Source organism: Deltaproteobacteria bacterium (genome assembly GCA_026712905.1).
GTDB lineage: Bacteria > Desulfobacterota > Binatia > UBA9968 > JAJDTQ01 > JAJDTQ01.
Map to the genome: position 1 here is coordinate 1 of JAPOPM010000277.1, position 19796 is coordinate 19796.

The 19796-nt window shown below is 62.4% G+C and carries 15 protein-coding genes, 2 pseudogenes and 1 other annotated feature; of the genes and pseudogenes, 6 read left to right on the forward strand and 11 right to left on the reverse strand.

The window, feature by feature from the left end:
- Window positions 1-260 precede the first annotated feature (260 nt).
- Complete coding sequence (locus tag OXF11_22205) at window positions 261-1235, reverse strand: D-2-hydroxyacid dehydrogenase family protein (GenBank protein MCY4489800.1); 975 nt, start codon at window positions 1233-1235, stop codon at window positions 261-263.
- A 485-nt stretch (window positions 1236-1720) separates the two neighbouring features.
- On the opposite strand from OXF11_22205, the gene OXF11_22210 reads away from it, so the two are divergent.
- A complete protein-coding gene (locus OXF11_22210; protein ID MCY4489801.1) occupies window positions 1721-2068 on the forward strand; it encodes a 4a-hydroxytetrahydrobiopterin dehydratase in 348 nt (115 codons plus the stop codon).
- 133 nt (window positions 2069-2201) lie between these two features.
- Window positions 2202-3215 carry an amidohydrolase family protein gene (locus OXF11_22215; GenBank protein MCY4489802.1) on the forward strand — a complete coding sequence of 338 codons (1014 nt, stop codon included), beginning with the start codon at window positions 2202-2204 and terminating at the stop codon, window positions 3213-3215.
- Window positions 3216-3279: 64 nt separating this feature from the next.
- On the opposite strand, the gene OXF11_22220 is transcribed toward OXF11_22215, so the two are convergent.
- From OXF11_22220 to OXF11_22235, 4 genes are all read right to left on the reverse strand, one after another.
- Complete coding sequence (locus OXF11_22220; GenBank protein ID MCY4489803.1) at window positions 3280-3876, reverse strand: hypothetical protein; 597 nt, start codon at window positions 3874-3876, stop codon at window positions 3280-3282.
- Between the two features lie 59 nt (window positions 3877-3935).
- Window positions 3936-5372, reverse strand: a complete 1437-nt coding sequence (locus OXF11_22225) for an amidohydrolase family protein (GenBank protein MCY4489804.1) — start codon at window positions 5370-5372, stop codon at window positions 3936-3938.
- A 76-nt stretch (window positions 5373-5448) separates the two neighbouring features.
- Window positions 5449-6732: a hypothetical protein gene (locus OXF11_22230; GenBank protein ID MCY4489805.1), complete on the reverse strand. Its 1284-nt coding sequence runs from the start codon at window positions 6730-6732 to the stop codon at window positions 5449-5451.
- Window positions 6733-7134 carry a putative toxin-antitoxin system toxin component, PIN family gene (locus tag OXF11_22235; protein ID MCY4489806.1) on the reverse strand — a complete coding sequence of 134 codons (402 nt, stop codon included), beginning with the start codon at window positions 7132-7134 and terminating at the stop codon, window positions 6733-6735.
- Here OXF11_22235 and OXF11_22240 point away from each other — a divergent pair.
- From OXF11_22240 to OXF11_22255, 4 genes are all read left to right on the forward strand, one after another.
- Window positions 7127-8299: a tyrosine-type recombinase/integrase gene (locus OXF11_22240; protein MCY4489807.1), complete on the forward strand. Its 1173-nt coding sequence runs from the start codon at window positions 7127-7129 to the stop codon at window positions 8297-8299. The genes OXF11_22235 and OXF11_22240 overlap by 8 nt on opposite strands.
- A 22-nt stretch (window positions 8300-8321) precedes the next feature.
- Window positions 8322-9524: a tyrosine-type recombinase/integrase gene (locus OXF11_22245; protein MCY4489808.1), complete on the forward strand. Its 1203-nt coding sequence runs from the start codon at window positions 8322-8324 to the stop codon at window positions 9522-9524.
- 581 nt (window positions 9525-10105) lie between these two features.
- The gene (locus tag OXF11_22250; GenBank protein MCY4489809.1) at window positions 10106-10873 is read left to right on the forward strand and encodes a hypothetical protein; all 768 of its coding nucleotides are present in this window, start codon (window positions 10106-10108) and stop codon (window positions 10871-10873) included.
- Window positions 10870-11415 carry a hypothetical protein gene (locus OXF11_22255; protein MCY4489810.1) on the forward strand — a complete coding sequence of 182 codons (546 nt, stop codon included), beginning with the start codon at window positions 10870-10872 and terminating at the stop codon, window positions 11413-11415. The genes OXF11_22250 and OXF11_22255 overlap by 4 nt, the downstream gene beginning before the upstream one ends.
- On the opposite strand, the pseudogene OXF11_22260 reads toward OXF11_22255, so the two are convergent.
- The 6 genes and pseudogenes from OXF11_22260 to OXF11_22285 form a co-directional block, all read right to left on the reverse strand.
- Window positions 11408-11813: pseudogene (locus OXF11_22260) on the reverse strand (integrase core domain-containing protein). The gene OXF11_22255 and the pseudogene OXF11_22260 sit on opposite strands and share 8 nt — an antisense overlap.
- A 284-nt stretch (window positions 11814-12097) precedes the next feature.
- Window positions 12098-12937 carry a lipase family protein gene (locus OXF11_22265; GenBank protein ID MCY4489811.1) on the reverse strand — a complete coding sequence of 280 codons (840 nt, stop codon included), beginning with the start codon at window positions 12935-12937 and terminating at the stop codon, window positions 12098-12100.
- Window positions 12938-13290: 353 nt separating this feature from the next.
- Window positions 13291-14509 (reverse strand): annotated as a pseudogene (locus tag OXF11_22270) (IS3 family transposase).
- Window positions 14119-14235, reverse strand: a sequence feature (AL1L pseudoknot). Its footprint overlaps the pseudogene before it by 117 nt.
- 843 nt (window positions 14510-15352) lie before the next feature.
- Window positions 15353-17671, reverse strand: a complete 2319-nt coding sequence (locus OXF11_22275; protein MCY4489812.1) for a DEAD/DEAH box helicase — start codon at window positions 17669-17671, stop codon at window positions 15353-15355.
- Between the two features lie 131 nt (window positions 17672-17802).
- Window positions 17803-18327, reverse strand: coding sequence for a hypothetical protein (locus tag OXF11_22280; protein ID MCY4489813.1), 525 nt, complete (start codon window positions 18325-18327; stop codon window positions 17803-17805).
- Entirely contained in the window at window positions 18324-19427 is a 1104-nt protein-coding gene (locus OXF11_22285) for an XRE family transcriptional regulator (protein MCY4489814.1), read from the reverse strand. The genes OXF11_22280 and OXF11_22285 overlap by 4 nt, the downstream gene beginning before the upstream one ends.
- Window positions 19428-19796 lie beyond the last annotated feature (369 nt).

A 19796-nucleotide genomic window follows, 5' to 3' on the forward strand; every position in this document is an offset into this window, starting at 1 on the left:
CCTCGTGGCCGTGATGCGCAAGCTCTTATTGCTACTCCATGCCATCGCGCGCCGCAGTACCCCGTGGTTACCCACCCTCCGCCCTGAGCCCGCTTAGCCCTTGTTTTCCATCACAGATACTCCCGCGAAAGCGGGAATCCATGGGTGGAGAGGGGTCTTACGAGCGTACTCCCCGCCCCCACCCCGCCTGGATTCCCGCCCCCGATCGGGGTCGAGGGCAAGCTTTCGCGGGAATGACGTTCCGGGGTGGTGGGGGGGTCCTACGCCTCCGGATTGATCACATTCACGGGCTTCCCCTCGGTGAACGCGACGACGTTGCTGAACGCCGCCTGGTAGCGCTGGTACAGGATCCGGTCCACCGCGTAGCCGCGGTGGGAAGCCAGGATCACGTTGTCGAAGCGCCGCAAGGGATGGTCCGAGGGCAGCGGCTCCTCGTCGTAGACGTCCAGACCCACTCCACCGGGATGCCCCCGCTCCAGCGATTCGACCAGCGCTTCCTCCGAGATGATCGGCCCGCGCGCGGTGTTGATGAGGAGGGCGCCGGGCTTCATGCGCTCCAGCGCGCGGCGGCCGATGAGGCCGCGGGTCTCGGCGTTCAGCCGGCAGTTCACGGACACGACGTCCGACTCTTCCAGCAGCGTATCCAGGGACACTCGCCGCGCCCCCGCCTCCGCGGCGCGCTCGTCGGTCAGGGTCTTGCCCGTGGCCAGCACCTCCATGCTGAAGGCGCGCGCGATGCGCGCCACCTTGCCGCCGATGCGCCCCAACCCGATGACGCCCATGGTCCGCCCCTCCAGCAGCAACCCCACCAACGGCGGCCATCCGCCCTCGCGCATTCCCTGGCTCACCGAAGGAATCTGCCGCGCCAGTGCCAACAGCAGCGCGAAGGTCAGCTCCACCGTGGACGCGCCCGAGTCGTTGGGCGTGCACGACACCGGAATGCCCCGGCGCGTGGCCTCCGCCACGTCCAGGTGCGGGATGCCGCGGCCGATCTGCGAGATGAAGCGCAGCGACGGCGCCAGCGCGAACTCACGCTCCCGGAACGGCGAGCGCTCGCGCATCAGCACCACCGCGTGCGCGTCGCCCACCTCCGCCGCCCACTCCTCGTCCGTGGTGAGCTTGCGCTCCACCACTCTCACATCGGCCACGGCTGAAGCCTCCTGAAAGGCCGGAACCGTCGTCGAGAACTTCTCGTAGTCGTCCAGCACCACCACGCGGAAACGAGCGTCGGACATGGAACCTCCCGTCGCGGAGCGCACGTGTAACGCCATCACCCCGATCCCCATATACTTACGGGATACTCTGCTTACCGGATACTTTCTCGCTACGGAAACGGCGCGAACCCCCGCAACCCCTCCCCGCCTCGGTTTCCCGCTTCCCAGGCTGTGTCAACACTCCACTTGGAGTCCCGTGGCACCGGGATCCCATTCCGTCATTCCCGCGGAACCGGCTGTGTCAAAACTCGGCTCGAACAGGAAATGGCACCAAGCCCCCGAATAGTCATTCCCGCGGAAGCGGGAATCCAGGGGTGGTGGGGCCGGGAAACGACGCTGTTTGCCTCCCCACCCCTGGATTCCCGCTTCCGCGGGAATGACTATTCGAGGGGTCTCTGCCTCACGTGTTTGACACAGCCTGTTCCGCGGGAATGACGCTTCAAGAGCTTGCGCGGGACCGGCGTTTGTGACACGTCCGAGCCCAGTACCACTTCCGGAGGAAATCCATGAACCAATTGACCGAAGAGAAATGCGTCGCGTGCCGGGCGGACGCCCCGGTGGTGACGCAGCAGGAAATTCAGGAACTCACGCCGCAGATGCCCGACTGGGCCATGATCGAGGAGGACGGCATTCCCAAGCTGGACCGGCTCTTCAAGTTCAGGAACTTCGCCCAGGCGCTGGCGTTCACGGCGACGGTGGGCGACATCGCCGAGGAGGAAGGACATCACCCGAGGATCGTCACCGAATGGGGCCGCGTGCGCGTGACCTGGTGGACCCACAAGATCCGCAACCTGCACCGGAACGACTTCATCATGGCGGCCAAGACCGACGGGGTCTACGGCGACGCCGGGTGACCGGTTACGCCGTTCCCCGGCCGCCCCGGCGGCCAGGAACCGCGCATCGCTCAAGCTGTTCCCCGGATTGACACGCGGCAGCGTCTTGCCGTATTGACGGGGCTACCAACGCCCGTTCGTGGAGGTAACGCACATGGCAGACTATCCCATTCTGGATGCCGACTCGCACATCCGCGAGACCGTCGACGACTACCGTTCCCGCGTACCCGAGGTGTACCAACGCATCCGCCAGGGGTACTTCCCCAGCGACACCTGGGACCGCTTTCTCGGACGCATGGGCAAGCAGACCATCGGTACGAGCGGATACGTCGAGGACATGGACGTGGAGGGCATCAAACTCAGCGTCACGTACCCGACCATGGCGCTAAGCCTGAGCCTCGTGCCCCAGACCGACCTCCAGAAGGCGCTGGCGCGGGCATGGAACGACTACATCGGGGAGGTCCAGCAGCAGAACCCGCGCATGAAGGGCGTCGCCACCGTGTCGCTGAAGGACGTGCCCGCGGCGGTCGAGGAGTTGAACCGCGCCATAACCAAGTGGCACCACCCGGGCGTGATGCTCCACACCCACGGCCACAAGAAGAACCTGGGCGCCGAGGAGTTCTGGCCCATCTACGCCGAGGCCGAGCGCCTGGGTGTCCCGGTCTGCTTCCACGGCAACTCCTGGGGCGCCGAGGGGCAGGAGCGCTGGGAGTCCTTCCTCCAGGCCCATACCGTGAGCTTCGCCTTCGAGATCATGCAGGCCTTCCTGGGCATCACCACCTGCGGCGTGCTGGAGCGCTATCCCAAGCTCAAGGTGGGCTTCTTCGAGGCGGGATGCGGCTGGCTCCCCTACTGGCTGGACCGCATCGACGAGCACTACGAGCGCCGCAGCGAGGAAGCGCCGTTGCTCAAGGGCAAGCCCAGCGACTACGTGAAGAGCGGCCGCGTGTACGTCAGCTTCGATCCCGACGACCCCATGCTGCCCTACTGCATGGACCGCTACGGCGACGACATGTGGCTGTTCGCCGCCGACTACCCGCACTGGGACACCATCTGGCCCAACGCCACCAAGGAGGTGCGCGAGCGCACCGACATCTCCGAGGATCAGAAGCGGAAGGTCTTCTTCGACAACTGCAACCGGTTCTACAGCTTGGGGTTGGAGGCGTAGCGGGCGCCGGGCCGTTGGCGGAAGCGGACGGGGTACGCGGAGCAGGCGGCGGGCATGGACTGGTTCATGAGTCCATGCGGTGATGGCCCATGCCTCCCCTTCGTGACCTCGCCTGCTGCTCGCGCATGACCCGTACGAACAGGGTGACGGCAACCGCGAGCATGACGAACCCGCTGATCTTGTCCCCCGTTGACAAGAGCCAGAGGCCGTATGCCAACACGCCGAGAACAGCCGCGGCGCCGCCGAGGCGGCGCCAGCCCGTCGGTGCTTCCTCCGTATCGACGTACTCCATCATAGGATGAGCCGTCTGGTATTTGCGCACGATCGGGTCGACTCCGAATTTCATGAACAGCAAGCCCGCGACCGCCCCCGCTACCAACGCCGTAACGACCGCCAACACGACCCCTTCCGCCAGGTCGTCCTCGACAATCCCGCCTCGGACAAGCAGCCCCGCGATGAGCGGGGCGCCCAACGCAGGCGCCCATACGACCCAGCGATAGTACGTTTCGAGTCGGGATTCGAGTGTCCGGACATCTTCGTCCGACGTAACGACATAGCCGGCCCGGGAAGAAGGAAAGGGCCATACGCGAAAGAAGAACACCGTCTCGCCGGTCACACTGAACTTGAAGTGCGTGGCGACGGCCGTGGCGACAAAACTCATGGGCAGGCTCTCCTCGTTGAGTGGTCTTTCGAGGAGCAACCTACTATGAAACCGCTCGTTCAGTAAAGCTTCAGCTCCTCCGCCACGGCCTTCTCGACGGCCGTGCCCTTGAAGAAGTCGGGGTTGTTCCGCGTGTGCAGGCGCGCGGCGTTGGTGAAGGTGAACTCGCGGAAATCCTGCTCGTTCACGTGGCCCTTCTCCACCATCTCGTGGGCCTCGGGAATCACTTCCTTGAAGTCGGGCACGTCGAAGTGGGTGAAGTCCGAGCTGAAGATCGGCTGGAGGCGCACGCCCATGCGCGGGTCGAACGCCCACATGGTGGCGCGGTCGTCGGCCTCGCAGCCGAAGAAGAAGTTCGTGGCGAACACCGCTTCGACATCCTCCTCGGAGTTGATGCCCGCGGCCTCGAAGTCGTCCACCACGTACTCGGGCTTGGATAGATCCTCGACGCTGCAGTTGGGCCGGAACGCGTCGAGGTTGTCCATGAGGGCATCGGCGTTGGCCTTGAGCCGCTCGTCGCCGTAGCGCTCGATGAACCCCTTCAATTCCTCCACGTTGGTGTCGCTCGGGTACTGCAACCCGGCGCGCCGGCGCTTCTCCCAATGCTCGATCATGTCGAAGCACATCTGGCAGGCCCAGCTTATACCGCCTTCCATGAAGCCGAAGTTGAGGCTCGGGTAACGGTTCACCAGGCCGCCGAGGAAGACGCCGCGGGCGAAGGCGTGGTTCGACTCGGCGAAGTGGCCCACGTGGTTGAAGGTGAAGTTGCTGATGGAGGCGCGATCGTGCCAGCGGCCGCTGCCCGAGTGTTGGGTCACGGCGACGCCCAGCTCGACGCAGCGGCGCCACACGGGCTCGTAGTCATAGGGGCTGTCCAGGGCGATGTTGTCGCAGTACCAGGCGGCCTTGCGCGGATCGATGCCCTCGGCCGCGCCCGGAATCTTCCGCTCCTGGTTGCCGCGCAGCATGATGGCGCGGTAGCCGCGCTGCACCACCGCGTACTCCAGCTCTTCCAGGGCTTCGTCCGGGTTGTGCGCCGGGATGATGGCCACGGGGCAGAACCGCTCGGGATACGGCCCGAACATGTCGGCCGTCATCATGTTGTAGGCACGCACGCCGGCGCGGTGCAGATCGTCGTCCGGAATGCCGTTCACGCTCAGCCCGAAGCTGGGATAGATCATCGCGAAGTCGATGCCCAGTTCCGGCAGCCGCTCGTTCAGCAGGCCCGGCAAGAGGCCCGTGGCCTTGTCGAGGGTGTCCGCGGTGACGCCCCACCAGATAGTGCGGCGCATGCGGTGGTGCTGGCGCTCCTGCGGGGTCGACCGGTACCAGGACTGGTTGCGGCGCCAGAGGTCCTTGATCTGGTCGACGGCGCCGGGGCCGCCCGCCTCGCTCAGGTATTCCAGGAAGACCGGGATCGGCTCGATCCAGTGTCCGTCGCCGTCGATTACCGGGTGTTTCAGGCCGTCGTGTATCCGTTGCGCTTCGCTTGCCATGATCGGGCTCCTGTGGTCGTGGAAGGTCGAATGATTGCGCCACAACCTAACACACTACCCGACCGCGTGCACGGTTTCAGCGCCTGGGCCTTCTGCGGGACTTGGCCGCGGTCTTCCGTTCAGCGGTGTGCAGCGCGCCGTGCACGGCTCCCTGCACGAGTTCGGTCTGCCAGCGCAACAAACCCGAGCACGCCATGGTCTCCTCCTCGGACCGCGGGCGGGTGCGGGCGATGTTTTCGAGGGCGGCCTTGGGTGCCAGGGTCCACGGAGCGATCCCCAGTTCGGTGGCGATTCGGGCGCAATCGGCGCGCAACGCGTCGAGTTCCTTATCGTTGAAAGGCAAAACGTCGGGGCGAGCGGCGCGCCGGAGTTCCGGCCACTCACTCTCGGCCATGGCCGCGGCCCGGTCGAGCGCATGCCCGAGCGCCCGCCGGCGCGAGCCGACGATGTCGCGCGGCAGCCTTGGACCCTGGTCCGGCGCCACGCCCGGATGGGTGTCGGCCCATTCCACCAACTCCAGTATCTTCTGATTCTGAAGCACCTTGAAGATCGGCCGGTTGACGCGCCGCGCCAGCGTGTCGCGCCAACGCCAAATCTCCCGCAGGTAGGCCAGTTGGCGGCGTGACAGGCGCCCCGCGCCCTTGATGCGCCAAATGTCCTCCGGATCGCGAGCCCGGTCCTGGCCGGTGGCCTCCACCATCGCGCGGCAACTCTCCCGATGCCACGCCACCCGCTCCCACTGGAGCAACTCCCCGTGCAACCGCTCGGCGAGGGCTTCCAGGTAGCGCGTGTCGTTGACCGCGTAGCGCAACTGCGTTTCGCTGAGGGGCCGGCGCGACCAGTCCGATTTCTGCAAATCCTTGACGAGCGCGACGTCCAGGAGTTGCTCGACAAGGGAGGCCAGCCCGATCTGTTCAATGCCCAGCAGTTGCGCGGCGACCATCGTGTCGAAGACCTCGCCGCGAGGCCTGAAGCCCATCCAGGCGCGCAGCAGCCGCAGGTCGTAGTCGGCGCCGTGCAGGATCAGCCGCTTGTCCGCCAGGACTTCGACGAAAGCAGCCAGGTCCAACTCGGACAGAGGGTCGACGACGAAGTGCGCTTCCCCGACGGTCAACTGGATCAGGCAGACCTTCTCCGCGTAGTTGTGCAGGCTGTCGGCCTCGGTATCCAGCGCCACCGACTTCGCCGCGCGGAGGCGGCGCATCAACCGCGCAAGGGCCGCGGGCTCGCGGACGTAGACGTAGTCCGCGGGCTCGCCCCTTCGTGCGTGTACCGCGTCGGAGGCGGCATCCATATCGTCATCAAACTTCCCAGGCACGGCTGTGCGGTCCTCCCGGTTCAACTTGAACTTATCATCCATTCAACAATCGGCATTCTCTGTTCGCAGCCACTCCCACAACCCCCTCGGGCTCACAATCCGCAGGCCGGGCACCGTTTCAGCCTCAAGGAAGTCCTTGTCTCCAGTCACCAGCAAATCCGCGGCTCCCCTGAGCGCGGCGGCGGCTATCCAACGATCGGCAGGGTCCGTCGAGGGCCATGACGCGGGTTCGATGGGCACGACGACTTCCGCATGCTCGCGCACGAAACCGACCACGTGACTCACGTCCTCCATGGGTACGCCGAGCTTGTCGACAAGAATCCGTTCGAGTTCTTCGAGAACCGTCTTGCCGACGAGAAGCCGGTGTTGGGCAAGAACGACTTGCAGGATATCGTAACAGAACCCGCGGGTTGTGAAGGCGGCGACCAGGACGTTGGTGTCCAAACCCGAGTACCTTAGCCTCTCGAAACGCATTATCGACCGTCTCTCGGTCGATGACAAGGACACCGTTTTCTGGGACCGTGACCTTCCCGGATTCGGCATCCGGGTCTACCCTTCGGGCGCGAAGGTCTACGTCGTGCAGACCCGCGTCTTCGGCCGCTCCAAGCGCGTCACCGTGGGCCGCCACGGCGAGCTTTTCGCCGACCAGGCCCGCAAGGAAGCCACCCGGATCATCGCCCGCATCAAGGCCGGCGAGTCTGCACCCTTGGCGGAACCTTCCGCCGCCCCGACGGTTGCTGACTTGGCCGAACGCTACCAGCGCGAGTACGTGGCCATGCACTGCAAGCCCTTGACCGTGTCCCACTACGGTCTCATGCTCCGCAAGCACATCGTGCCGGCGCTGGGAAAGCTTCTGGTTTCAGAGGTCGAGCGCAAGCACATCATGGCGTTTCAGTACGGGCTGAGGGACATGCCCACGGTGGCGAACCGGGCCGTGGAAATCCTTGTCAAGATGTTCAAACTGGCCGATGCGTGGGGATGGCGGCCGTCAGGCAGGAATCCCTGCCGGTTCGTGCGCCGCTACAAGGTGGAGAAGCACCACGAGCGATTCCTGACCGCCGAGGAACTCTACCGGCTCGGTCGGGCGTTGGACGCGGCTCCAGCCGAGCGGTTGGCGTCAACCCATGCGGCCGCGGCGATCCGGTTGCTGGTGCTGACCGGGTGCCGGCGGAACGAGGTTCTAGGACTCCGGTGGGAGGATCTGGACTTCCAGGCCGGAGAGATGCGGTTGGCGGACAGCAAGACCGGAGCGCGGGTCGTGCCGCTGCCGCCGACGGCGGCGAGGGTGCTGGCGAGCCTCTCACGGGTTCCGGGCAAATCACGGGTGTTTCCGGGGAGGAAGAAGGGCGACCGCCAGCACAACATCAACGACTCCTGGAACCGCGTGCGCGAGCGGGCCGGTCTCGACGGCGTGCGCCTTCATGACCTGCGGCACTCCTTCGCTTCGAGGGCACTGGCGCTCGGGGAGAGCCTGTCAATGATCGGGGAGCTGTTGGGACACCGGAAGGTGCAGACCACGGCCCGCTACGCTCATCTGACACGGGACTCGGTGCGAGCATCGACAGCCACGGTGGCGGAGAGCATCGGAGCGGACATTCTGCCGGAGTAGGGCTGTGAAAGGAAAACGGGCAATGGCGAGGTTGAACAGCGGAACGATCTCCAAGCGTACGGTCGAAGGACTCCCTACAGAAGAACGGGAGGCGGTGTTCTGGGATCGGGAGCTTTCGGGCTTTGGGGTGAGGGTCTATCCATCGGGATCAAAGGTCTACCTGGTGCAGACACGGGCTGGGGGGAAGTCGAGGCGGGTTACCATCGGGCGGCACGGGCTCGTGTCGGCGGAGCAGGCGCGGCGCAAGGCAGCGGTGGTGATCGCAAGCATCAAGGCCGGGGAGGAGCCGGGCCGAAACGGCGTCGTATCGCCATCGGCCGCGGGACCCACGCTGGCGGAGGTGGCGGAGCGCTACATGAGGGAGCATGTGGCCGTGCGCTGCAAGCCGGCGACAGCCAACGGGTACCGCTATGCCCTCGACAAGGTGCTGCTGCCGGCGTTCGGCTCCGTGCCGCTGGCAGGGATCGGTCGCGATCAGGTGGCGGCTCTGCACTACCGGCTCCACAAGACGCCCTCCATGGCGAACCGTGTGGTGGAGACGCTCTCCCGGCTCTTCCACATGGCGGAGGCATGGGGCGTGGCGCCGGAGGGAGGAAACCCGTGCCGGTTTGTGAAGAAGTACAAGGACCGGAGCTGCGAGCGGTTTCTGTCGGAACAGGAGTTCCGCCGACTGGGAAGCGTGCTGAGCGAGCTGGAATCCGAGGGCAAAGTTTCGCCGAGTGCTGTCGCGGCGTTCCGTCTGTTGATGCTGACCGGATGCAGGCGCAACGAGATCCTGACGCTCCGGTGGGACGATGTGGACCTTGATGCGGGGGAGTTGAGGCTGCGGGACGCCAAGACCGGGGCACGGTCGGTGGCGCTGTCGCCGGCGGCGCGGAAGGTGCTGGCCACCCTGCCCCGGGTGCCGGACAACCCGTGGGTGATTGCCGGACCCCGGCCCGGGAGGCGCTTGAGCAGCCTGAACAGCCGGTGGCTTGTGGTTCGGGCCCGGGCCGGGCTCGAAGGCGTGCGGATCCATGACCTGCGCCACTCCTTCGCTTCGAGGGCGCTGGCGCTTGGGGAGAGCCTGACGATGATCGGAAAGCTCCTTGGCCACCGGAAGGTACAGACCACGGCCCGCTACGCCCACCTTGCGCGAGAGTCGGTGAAGACGTCGGCTGCGAGGGTAGCGGAGAGCATTGCAGCCGATATGGAAGAGCCCCTACCGCCCCCGTCGCCGACTTAGCAAACAGGACTCTGGCGGCATGATCGAACGTCTGGAATACACCTTAACTCCGCCGCCATCCTGTCCTACAAACCGGGACCACCTCACCCTGGGTGAGCGCATCGACATCGGCGCTTGATCTCCAGCAGAGCGGCGTTGACTTGTTCATGACCCCATCCTCTCAATGAATAGAGTCTCCGGTAAACCCCGGGCGGTTTACTCCAACTCTCGCGGTCGCGTCCGTTGCAGCATCCGGTAGGCCCGCTACAGCCTCTCAATCGTTGTCCAGTCACCCGCCGCAGCTTCCGCTCCGCCCTGATATCGACCTAACCCGCCGGACTACCCGTTGCAGTGCCTTCACAGAACCTCTCATACCTCATCGGGTCCACACGGTTGTTGACGTTTCCGCGGACGAGCGATACACTAACCCCCGTCTTACCCAGATCGGCGCATTGGGGGCCCGTGGGACGTTGCCCGACTCGGTCGGCACGTCGCACATGAGTTCCGCGTCGTCGCCGCGCAATTCAGTTCGACTCGGACGCAACCAGCGGCCATCCCCCCAATGCCGGGCGAGCTTCACCCCAGTTCTTCGGACCACGTTTGTGAACACCGTCACCACTATGGTCGAGTTTCTTGCAGCCATCGGCGGTTTGTATGCCGTCGTGGCCGAGTTTTCCGACGAATCAACGGCCCTAACCTTCTTGTTGATCATTATCGGAACTCTCGGCGCGGGTGGACTGGCCTTAAAGATCAACCATGTCGGCTGCCGAGCAGCCTGTTGCGCAGTCGCTGTCGCCGTTGGGGGTTCATTGGTCTTCTATTCATGGATCAACGGGGGCCCGCACGCCCTGTCGGAGGAAGTCGCATGTAGACTACATACTGATCGCTGTGTGGCCGCAAGAATCGCGAGAATTTCACAAAAGTTTAAAGGTTTAGCCCGACGTGTTTTCAATCAACATTTTTCGGAATCGGAGATCGAGGAGCACCGTCGTTTCTGCAAAATCGAAACCGCGAATAGCGCGTCGCAGGTTGCGTTGTTTGAACTAAGTGTGCCGATAGGTCGAACCGAAAAGATCGCATTCAGCTATCTATTGAGGAGTGCTGGTCGTTGGGAGCCGAAAGTTCACAGCCCATTAACAAACCCGGACATCCCGGGCAACCATGCATTCGAGGGATACCTCGATTTGACCGACCGCTTGAAGCGCACCAACATGTCGATCGGCCCGCATCCGGCAACGATGCTCATACGCGTCTGTGGGGTGCCATCGAACGAAACCGGCCAAAGGAATCTGCCGGCTGACGCGTTCTGGACCAAACTGGACGTTTATGATATACGCTTAGCACCAGAGAAAGTGAGGTATTCAAGATGAACGCTCTGTATGCAACGGCAATTGTGACGCTCCTAACTGCAGGCCAAGCAGCGAATGCCATCTGCGGTACCACCTTTTCCGGAACCGCAGTGGAGTTCCGCACCGGAACAAAAATAAAGGGCGTTACGGTACAAATCAAAGACGCGCGAAGTGGCAACATACTCGGTTCAGATACTACTAACGGTTCCGGGTCCTATGACATTTCGACCGATAAGGAGCCGGAGCGTATCAGCGTCACCTACGACCCCCCAAAACGTAGCAAGTGGGAGGCGGCGGGTCGATCGCGCCTGTTACGTGTCGGACCGAATTTTGTGCTCGATACCGCTGGCTTGACGAATAAACAATCTGGGAAAAAAGACGGTGCCGAACGAGAACAGCATGCAAGGAACACCGCCGGTTATACCAGGGCCGGCGGAGACAAGAAGGTTGTGCAAGAGTCGTTCAAGAGGGCCATTGCCCGCTTCGGCCGGGCTTACCAGGAAGACGCCAGACGTACAGGTCTCCTCCAGGCTCTGAAGACGCGCAAAATAAACTTCAGGTGAATACCCTATCTGTCCAATAGGAATACGCCAGACCGGGAGCGGGCCGCTGTCTGGCGGCTCTTTCCATTTTGTCCTCTTTTGACTTCTTGGTTTCGGTAGGCAGCGGCCCGAAGACGTCAGTAGACGTCCTGCCGTTCACGCCGCGGCCGTGATGGGGTCGCTTCGTGTTTGTAGGTAACCAGATAGGCGCAGAGGTCGCTCTGCATGTCCTGGATGCTTTCGTAACACTTGGTGCGACCCAAGACGCAGAAGTGTTCGTCCAGCAGGGTCCTGTGCAGGCGCTCGACGAAGCCGTTGGACTAGGGTCTGCGGACTTGGTTAGTGCGGTGCTCGATGTCCTTGAGCTGGAGGAACAGCTCGTAGGGGTGACGGTCGGAGCGACCGCAGAACTCTCGGCCATAGCACATTGGGGAGGTCAAGCACCGCCGCGAAGTTCTGATCAAGTTTCCCGGGCACTCTCGCCATCGGCGCCTCACGGTTCTCAACACCCGTGAGGAGCACGATCGGTTGATCGATGTTCTGCGTCACCGGGTGCGTGTACCGCTACCTGCTCAAAGGACTCCCTCTCGGGCGGCCCAATCACGTCTGGGCCACATATCTCACCCACACCCCGGTACGGCGCGGCTTCCTGTACCTGGCAACCATCATGGACCGACGAACCGGCCGTTATGAGCATCACCCATCAGACACGCGCAGCCAAACGTTGAAGGTATCCCGTCTTGGAGTCAAGACGATGGGGATCGGCGATACTCAACTTACCAATAGCCGTGCCAATCCACCCCCAGATGTCCTTCTTGAACCGCTGCCACGAGCTCTGCGAGGCGCTCACTTTCCCCGACCTTAAAAGGAGCTTCCGGTGGCCTGCGTGAGAGAAACCCCATTCTGGCGGCAAATGCGGAACGACATCGCCTTCGTTTACTACCCGCCAGTGAGCCCCGTCCTCAAGCTCCTTGTCTAGACGTGTTGCAAAATCCAAGTCACCGACACGCGGGGCCCCGAACGTGTACAGCCCTGTCACCGCCAGGCCGTTTTCAAGCAGCGTGGCAGCCAGTAGGACTGCGAGTGCACCGCCCAAGCTGTGACCGGTCAGCCATACCTCATGTTGACTCCGGGTTCGACCGATAATCTCCCCGATTCTCAAGGCAGCTGCGTGGAAAGCGTCTTGAAATCCCTCGTGCACCTTGGTGTTCTCCCACGGACCCGGATTCCTTACCGTCTGGAGGTTCGTCAGCCAGTCGGGAAGCGACTCGGTACCGCGAAAAGCAGCCAGCATCCGTTGTTTGCCGACCGCAAGGAATCCCTGCGTGTCGATGTCTCCACCGCGTACGACTTCGAAGGCCTCAATCTCCTCAAATCCCCAGTGAAGTGCCTCTTGGTTAATTTTCTTCTTGTCGATGCGCCCGTTCTTGAGCTTCTCGTAGGCGAGGCGGCTTGCGAGGCAGAATGACAATGCGTCCTTCGGGCTGTACTTCACGGTCGAGTATTGGGGTGCGAATTCGCGATAGGGGATCAGGCTTGGCATTCGGAGCTCCTCATGAATTTCTTATGGTCTCGACTACCCAAGCACCGGAAAGCATAGCGATCGGGGGAAGCTCCCTTCCTTGTACTGGCGCAGCGTCCGAACCCGCCAAGCCCCACGACGACCGCACGCTAGCACCAGCCTGGAGGTCGGTGTCCCATAGGACGGGGGCAGTGCGGGGCCCGGCACCGGCATCGTCAAACCATGGCACCGGCTCGCTTGCTAGCACAACTTGCCATTACAGTCCGCGTCGGCAACGAACGGGTATGCTTCGTGGTCCGGCGAACCAGCAGCGATTGACACGTGGCATCCATGTCTGAACCGCCCCGGGTTTACCGGAGACGGATTTGTTTGAGTCAAGCCACCATGGCCGACTCTTGGCACTGCTGATAGTACGTCTCTTCGAGTTCTGCCGGCGGTACATAGCCGATCCCCTCCAGGAGTCGGCGGTGGTTGAACCAGTCGACCCATTCGAGGGTGGCGAACTCGACCGCTTCGAGGTGGCGCCAAGGACCGCGCTGACGAATCACCTCGGTCTTGTACAAGCCGATGATGGACTCGGCCAGGGCATTGTCGTAGGAATCCCCGACGCTGCCCATCGAGGGCTCGATCCCGGCCTCAGCCAGACGTTCCGTGTAGCGAATCGACAGGTATTGGCCCCTATCGCTATGATGCACCAGAGCTCCCTCATTGCCCACCGCGCGGTCATAGAGCACGTGCTCGAGGGCGTCCAGGGCAAGCTCAGTATGCAAGGAGTTCGAGACCCGCCAGCCTACGATACGCCGCGCATAGGCATCGATGACAAAGGCGACGTAGACAAAGCCACGCCACGTCGCCACATAGGGCAAGTCCGCCACCCACAACGCATTCGGCCGGCTGGCCTCGAACACCCGGTTCACTCGGTCCGCAGGCCGTGTGAGCTCGTTCGCTCCCATCGTCGTCTTCGACCTCCGACCCCGGACCACGCCACCAAGTCCCAGCACTCCCATCAACCGCGCCACCGTGCATCGGGCTACCGTGAGGCCCTCCCGGTTGAGCTCACGCCACACCATGCGCACCCCGTACACCCCGAAGTTCTCCTTCCACACCCGCTTGATCTCCGCCCGCAGCACCGCGTCACGTCGCCCTCGGGCCGGCGGGGGAGTACCACCGGCCTCTCGGGCCTTGGACCCGTAGTACGTCGAAGGGGCGATCGGCAACTCTGCGCAGATCGGCTCGACCCCGTACAACTCGCGGTGTGCGTCGATGAACGACACCCTTACATCCCGCGGCGGTCGAGCTCCGCCTGGGCGAAAAAAGCCGCCGCCTTGCGCAATATCTCGTTCGCCCGACGAAGCTCTCGGTTCTCCCACTCCAGCGCCTTGAGCCGCTCACCCGCTTCGCTCTTGAGCCCCGGCCGAAGACCCACTTCGCCCTCCGCACGGCGCACCCACTTGCGCAACGTCTCCGCCAGCCAAGCTTCGACGCCACCGAAACCATCGCCGCCCACTGCGAACCGTGTCCCGCCTGATGCTCGAACACCATTCGTACCGCTCTCTCCCGAACCTCCGGGGAGTACCTTGTCGACTTGTTCATCACTCCATCCTCTCAAAGAATAGAGTCTCCGGTAAACCCGGGGCGGTTCAGTCGACGCATCGCAGTGACGTTTGGCTTGGTTGAGACCCCTTCCGGCGACCGTGCGGTTAACAGAGTCCGACGCGAACTCTTTCCTTCTATCAGTGTTCTCCTTGAGGCATAGGGCCGAGTAGTGTGCCTGTTTGCAAGCTACGAGGTGTCGACCTGGACGTTGCGCTCTTCCGGGAACGTCCGGCCTGTATTGTATAGGGCGAGTATAGCCCTCCATCGGTCGTGCGGCGGACGTGATCGAGCAGCTTGCCGCGGTCATAGTCGTAGTCGGCCCTGTCGTCAGAGTACTTCGCGCAAGCTTTGCTTGGCGTGAGTTCCGGAGCTACCGTGAGATGCATCCAAGTTTCCGATCAGGCCGCCGGTTCAAGCATAATAGCGAGAACTGTCGAGATCAGGATGCGGATCATCTTCATCCGTCTACTCCCTTACGATGGATGCACTGGTGCCGCCGACGTCCACGCCGACCATGTATCGACCTCGGGAGTCACTCATAACTATTTGATATATTTGTTGTTTATAGGGATCGTGAACTATGGATTGCTAAACGGCTCGATCCTTGGCGTAAGCATACTGTAAGCGGATTCATTCCAGTTTGTGCGCGTCCCAGCGCGGCTCTGTCGCAAGATTCCGACGCCTCTTCGCCTCACCACGCCTTCATGCTCCAGAGACACACCTGGACGATTTCTCCATCTTTATACCCTCGTTTGTCGTAGACCCAGCCGTGTGCCACAATCCAAAGAACCGGCGTACCCGCTCACAGCAAGGATATCCAGCACGAACTTCCAACCCCCGCTACACCGTTGCGACCGGCATCCAAAGGCCGCCACGGAACACGCCGCTCGCCTCGTCGCGCGTCGCGCGCAACAGCGCCTCCGCAAATTCCACGGCGCCCACTTTGTCCATGTCGTCGGTTGACCGGGGAGGAACGATACAGTTCGGGCATCCAGCTCCGCATGCACAGGCCAACGCTATCTTCACGCCTACTCCCAGAACCTCCCGCCAACTCTCAAGGACCTTCTTGGCAATGCCTATGCCACCTGGATAGCTCTCCACGACGTAGGCCTTCTGTTCCTTCGGAACCGCGTGGGAGAATATATCGTGTGCGTCGAGCGGCACCGAAAACAACGCACCCACCCGAAGCAACTGCTGGAATGCGTTGATGGCGGCTGCTGACACGTCTGTTGGTCGTTGCTCTTGCACCCAGAATGCATGCGCGTTCTTGAACTGCGCGGAATTGCTCTGCGGCGTCCACTGATCCAGAACATCTCCTGTTCGTTCGTTCAGTTCCTGCACCGAGTTGAGCGATTCGGTGATCAGCACCTTGCCGTAGAACGCATTCACCTCCGTTCCCTCCCCAACCCATCGCCGTCCGGCGAAAATGTCCTGTTCCGACACAAACGTGAATGTCGACGCGTGCGTCCGTAGCCAAGGGTCGGCTGACTCTAGCACAATCTCGCCGCCGCCGCCCTTCAACGCCACCTCCTTCACGCGGTAACTACGCCCTCCATGCATGTAGATAGCTCGCTGGTATGCTTCGCGGAACTGCTGGTGCGCGGAAAGCGTACCGATCTCCCGGTTGCCCTCCTTGAGGACGAACATGCCGGCGCCGCCTCCCCTGATGTTTAAGCTCGGGTGTGGCCTCCACCTGCCGGACTTGACCGCGGTTACGCCCGAGTCGACCTTGGCTCGTGCCTCGCGCTTCATCGCCGACCCAAGAATGGGGGCATCGTCGGTCAAGACGGGCGTTTCAAACAGCAGCGAGCCGAGGTGCTTCTCGACAAGATCCTCGTTCTCCGCGTTGACAACCAGATTGTCGAGCGGCTTCGTAAGGAACCCCTTCAAATTGGCGGCGTAAAATTGATCAAGCGGGTTGTTGCGCGCGAAGTACAGCACGAATGCTTCCGCGTCCCACGTGCGACCTGCTCGACCGATACGCTGCCAAGCTGACATCATGCTGTCTGGAAAGCCAGCCATAATGATTCCGTCGAGGCCACCGATGTCGATTCCCATCTCCAGTGCGTTGGTCGTGAAGACGAGCTTCACTTCACCGCGCTTCAGTCCCTCCTGCACCGCGTGCCGCTCCTCGACTGCCAAACCGGCTCGGAACACCCGCACCGCGGAGGGGTCCACCAGCGGTTCGCCCGCGTCGGTGTGCTTTTGGAGCTCGCGCATCGCGATGGGATAGCAGGCCTCCGCGAACTTCCGGGTCGGACAGAAGGCCAGCACCGACTTGCCCTCTGCCAGACACGCCAGGCCCGCCATTACAGTCCGTACCTGCAGGATATCCCAGTACTGGAAGGCGGGTATGTTGGGCCTTACAAACACAAACTCCCGCTGGGGTCGCATTCCGCCACTTGCGTTCACCTCCACGAACTTCAGGCCCGTCAGATTTTCCGCATGCTCCCTTGCGTTGGCGCAGGTCGCCGAACTCATGAAGAATTGAGGTCGAACCCCGAGGGAAGCCAAGTGGTAGGAGAAGCGCCTGAGGATCATGGCGACGTTCGAACCGAAATATCCGCGATACTCGTGCATCTCGTCGACAATCACCCATTTCAATCCCGCAAGGAACTTGGACCACTGCTCCGCGTGGCCTAGGAAGCTGTTGTGCAGCATGTCTGGATTCGTGATGAGGATCCGTGGCGGGTTCTTCCGCAACAACGTTCTGTGCTCGGCATCCGTGTCTCCGTCGTACCACCAGGAGTCGATCTCGCCTCCCGGCATCACACTCGTCAGCCGGCTAAGCTGTTCGCGCTGGTCCAGTGCAAGCGCCTTCGTGGGATAGAGCATGAGGGCATGCGCACCCGGCTGACGCAACGATTCAAGCATGGGGATCTGAAACGCGAGCGTCTTGCCGCTGGCGGTCGGGGCTTGAAGTACGACATGCGCGCCCTCGAGCGCGTGCACTATCGCGTCCGATTGGTGTTGGTATAGACGCGCTATCCCTCTCTCCTTCAAACCCGCCCTGAGTTCCTCCCCTAGACCTTCGATCACAGAGTCCTTAGCGTAAGTCGGTGCAATCGACTCCAAGGAACGCTGATCGACGAGATCTCCTCCCGCCTCGCCATCCCTCAGCGCATCGAATTTACGCAACGCATTCAGCAGATCACCCACGAATTCCTCCTTTCAGCATGCCTGGACTCCATCCGCTCGACGCCACAGAACCGCAAACGCTCCACTCGCCACGCTAACCCTCGCTGGCGATTCCAGTCCATTTTGACACTTCCCCACGCGCCCTCGCGCTATCAACGCTGCCCCGCCCACTCATTCAAGACAAACTCCGCGAGCTTCCCCTCCAGCCACTTCTTCGTGTAGTGAGGTTTGAGGGGAATCCTCGGTCGATGGCCGACCTCGGCGAGCAACTCTTCGAGAGACACGAGCCTTTCCCGGAACCCGAGACTCACTCCGCAGCGCAGACTAGCTTTGTCGGGACCACACAGAAACCATCCGTCATCCCGCCCCAGCGCGTGCGCCCAGAGCGCCTCCTCACCCTCGTCCAACGCGATGCCCTGTATCTGAACCAACAGTTTGACGCGTTCGCCGTCGCCAACAGGATGCACGGCCGACAGCGAAACCCGTAACTCGCTGGCGACAATGGACTGCTCCGGCCGTCGCCGCTGGAAGCCCGTCTGCGTCTCCGTCACGCAAAGTTCAACGGTTTCCACCCGATAGCCACCGGCCAGCGCCTGCCAGGAGCCCGTCCGATGCGACTCGATGATCGTGTTCGTGTCCACGAGAAGCGCCGTCTCATGGTCGACCCTTCTGCTCACAGACCAATCGCCTGATCGACGCCATGAGCCGCAAACAGCTTCTCCAGATCCTCGATCGCGAGCCCGACCAGCGCCGCCGCACGCCGAACCGAAACATGACCCTGGTCAATGGCCTTCGCCAACACCTCCACGAACGGCCGCGAGAACAAAGGCGGAGGCTCCGAGGAGTCCTCGCGGCCATTGTTCCGCAAGGCGGCGTCCGGAATTGCTCGCGCCTGCGCCTTGGTCAGCTCCCGGAGGGCGACCAAACGCCATCTGAGGGCCGACGAGGTCACGCCCAACTCATCTGCCGTAGCGTTCAGTCGAGCGATCAAGTCACCCATTTCCAAACGCCCCCAATCGCCAAAGGAGTCAAGCGCCGCCTTCGGCATCAACACGGCGGCCGCGAAGTTGTTGGCCAGTTGTTCCACCCGATTGCCGCCGAAATCGCTGGCTTCTTCCGTGTGCTCGGGCGGCATCGCTTCCCAGGTGAGGATGTGAAACAGCTCATGCGCAAGGTCGAAGTTGCGGCGCCCTGCCACTTCCCCTCGTGCGACCAGCACCGCGTCGAACTCAGGCAGGCGGCACGCCGCTCCGGAAATACCTCGGTAAGCGTCCACCATAAGTACGAGTATCTCGAAATTGTCTTGCATCACCGTCGCAAGACGTTGCGCCGGCACAACACCGAGTTTGAACTCGGCAACAAACCGTTCGCCAGCATCCAGCGCTTCCTCGAACCTCGACAGCTTGGTCAGCCCAAGGGTCTGTCGCATCAACGGCGCCCGTCGACCGACCTGCGCAGCCAGAACGCGGTACGCACCAATCCAGCGGCCAGCCGTCCGCTCATACTCGCCGAGTTCCGACCGTGTGACTCCCCTCTGTCGCCAGGAGAACAGCGCCTCCCCTTCCAGCCGAAAGGGATCCGTAAAATAATCGAGCGGCACACGCAGCCGCTCCACGGCGAGCAACAGTTCCGCTGCAGTCACACGGCGTACGCCAGTCTCTATTGCCGACACAGTTTGCCGATCCTTGAATCCGAACAAGCGCGCCATCTCGTCCTGAGAGAGCGCGCGCTTCTGTCTCAACGCCTTGAGCCGTGTACCGATGATCTGATCTGTCATCGGGCCCCCCTTGTTATCTTGCACTTAGTAAACTGCAAGAAATATATGCGAAAAACGATTCGTGTGCAAGCTCCGAGTCAAGCGCTCCAGAGATAGACGCCATATTTGCGCGATGCACACCCTGCTGTCCACAGCAGCTCCCCGCAAGGTCTCGATCTGGTTGGGTCATCCCAGCATGAAATCCACATAGATCTATCTACATACCGATGCCGCCCAGAAGCTGGATATCCAGGTATGGACTTGCCCGGGTTTGGTGGACAGGTTGGTTAAGTAAGCTGCCCGTGCCATCCGCTCAAAGCCTGCTGGTGTCTGGTAGCCGAGGGTCGAGTGGCGACGTTGCCGATTGTAGAACACCTCGATGAACTCGAA

Bases quoted from the DNA above. Each gene is read 5' to 3' on its own strand.
- OXF11_22205 (MCY4489800.1), bottom strand. From the start codon at position 1,235: ATGTCCGACGCTCGTTTCCGCGTGGTGGTGCTGGACGACTACGAGAAG.
- OXF11_22210 (MCY4489801.1), top strand. From the start codon at position 1,721: ATGAACCAATTGACCGAAGAGAAATGCGTCGCGTGCCGGGCGGACGCC.
- OXF11_22215 (MCY4489802.1), top strand. From the start codon at position 2,202: ATGGCAGACTATCCCATTCTGGATGCCGACTCGCACATCCGCGAGACC.
- OXF11_22220 (MCY4489803.1), bottom strand. From the start codon at position 3,876: ATGAGTTTTGTCGCCACGGCCGTCGCCACGCACTTCAAGTTCAGTGTG.
- OXF11_22225 (MCY4489804.1), bottom strand. From the start codon at position 5,372: ATGGCAAGCGAAGCGCAACGGATACACGACGGCCTGAAACACCCGGTA.
- OXF11_22230 (MCY4489805.1), bottom strand. From the start codon at position 6,732: ATGGATGATAAGTTCAAGTTGAACCGGGAGGACCGCACAGCCGTGCCT.
- OXF11_22245 (MCY4489808.1), top strand. From the start codon at position 8,322: ATGGCGAGGTTGAACAGCGGAACGATCTCCAAGCGTACGGTCGAAGGA.
- OXF11_22255 (MCY4489810.1), top strand. From the start codon at position 10,870: ATGAACGCTCTGTATGCAACGGCAATTGTGACGCTCCTAACTGCAGGC.
- OXF11_22265 (MCY4489811.1), bottom strand. From the start codon at position 12,937: ATGCCAAGCCTGATCCCCTATCGCGAATTCGCACCCCAATACTCGACC.
- OXF11_22285 (MCY4489814.1), bottom strand. From the start codon at position 19,427: ATGACAGATCAGATCATCGGTACACGGCTCAAGGCGTTGAGACAGAAG.